Source organism: Acinetobacter sp. CFCC 10889 (assembly GCF_003268395.1).
Classification (GTDB): domain Bacteria; phylum Pseudomonadota; class Gammaproteobacteria; order Pseudomonadales; family Moraxellaceae; genus Acinetobacter.
The window spans coordinates 1-1,194 of sequence record NZ_LQXQ01000153.1 but is presented as its reverse complement, the minus strand read 5'-3'; the positions used below and the strand labels follow the sequence as shown (position 1 = coordinate 1,194).

Sequence of the window (1,194 nt, the reverse complement as noted above, 5' to 3'; positions counted from 1 at the left end):
AATTATGCAGTTACTTTAGCAACTACACCAGCACCTACTGTACGACCACCTTCACGGATCGCAAAACGTAGACCTGGGTCCATTGCGATTGGGTGGATCAATTCTACTGACATTTCAACGTTGTCACCAGGCATTACCATTTCCACGCCTTCTTTCAACTGGATTGCACCAGTTACGTCAGTTGTACGGAAATAGAATTGTGGACGGTAACCATTAAGGAATGGAGTATGACGACCACCTTCTTCTTTAGAAAGTACGTATACTTCTGCATCGAATTTAGTGTGTGGTTTGATTGAACCTGGTTTAGCCAATACTTGACCACGTTGTACGTCTTCACGTTTAGTACCACGTAGAAGAATACCACAGTTCTCACCCGCACGACCTTCGTCAAGAAGTTTACGGAACATTTCAACGCCAGTTACAGTTGTTTTAACTGTATCTTTAATACCAACGATTTCAACTTCTTCGCCAACTTTAACGATACCAGCTTCAACACGACCTGTTACAACTGTACCACGACCAGAAATAGAGAATACATCTTCGATTGGCATTAAGAATGCTTTATCGATTGCACGCTCTGGCTCTGGGATATAAGTATCAAGCGCTTCAACAAGAGCAAGTACAGCTGGAACACCGTATTGACCTTCTTCACCGTTAAGTGCAGCTAAAGCTGAACCACGGATTACTGGAGTGTCATCACCAGGGAAGTTATAAGTAGAAAGAAGTTCACGTACTTCCATTTCTACTAATTCGATTAACTCTTCGTCATCAACGATGTCACATTTGTTTAAGAAAACAAGAATGTAAGGTACACCTACTTGGCGAGAAAGAAGGATGTGTTCACGAGTTTGTGGCATAGGACCATCAGTCGCTGAACAAACAAGGATCGCACCATCCATCTGAGCAGCACCAGTGATCATGTTTTTAACATAATCGGCGTGTCCTGGGCAGTCTACGTGAGCGTAGTGACGGATTGGAGAATCGTATTCTACGTGAGAAGTATTAATTGTAATACCACGTGCTTTTTCTTCTGGTGCAGAGTCAATTGCAGCATAGTCTTTCGCTTCGCCACCAAAAGTTTTTGCACATACAGTTGCGATTGCAGCTGTTAAAGTTGTTTTACCATGGTCAACGTGACCGATTGTGCCCACGTTTACGTGTGGCTTATTACGTTCAAACTTAGCCTTAGCCATG

At 43.0% G+C, this 1,194-nt stretch carries 1 protein-coding gene; it reads right to left on the bottom strand.

Annotated features, from left to right (window positions below):
- Window positions 1–2: 2 nt before the first annotated feature.
- The gene (gene tuf / locus AVJ19_RS21110; RefSeq protein ID WP_111861430.1) at window positions 3–1,193 is read right to left on the bottom strand and encodes an elongation factor Tu; all 1,191 of its coding nucleotides are present in this window, start codon (window positions 1,191–1,193) and stop codon (window positions 3–5) included.
- Window position 1,194: the final 1 nt, after the last annotated feature.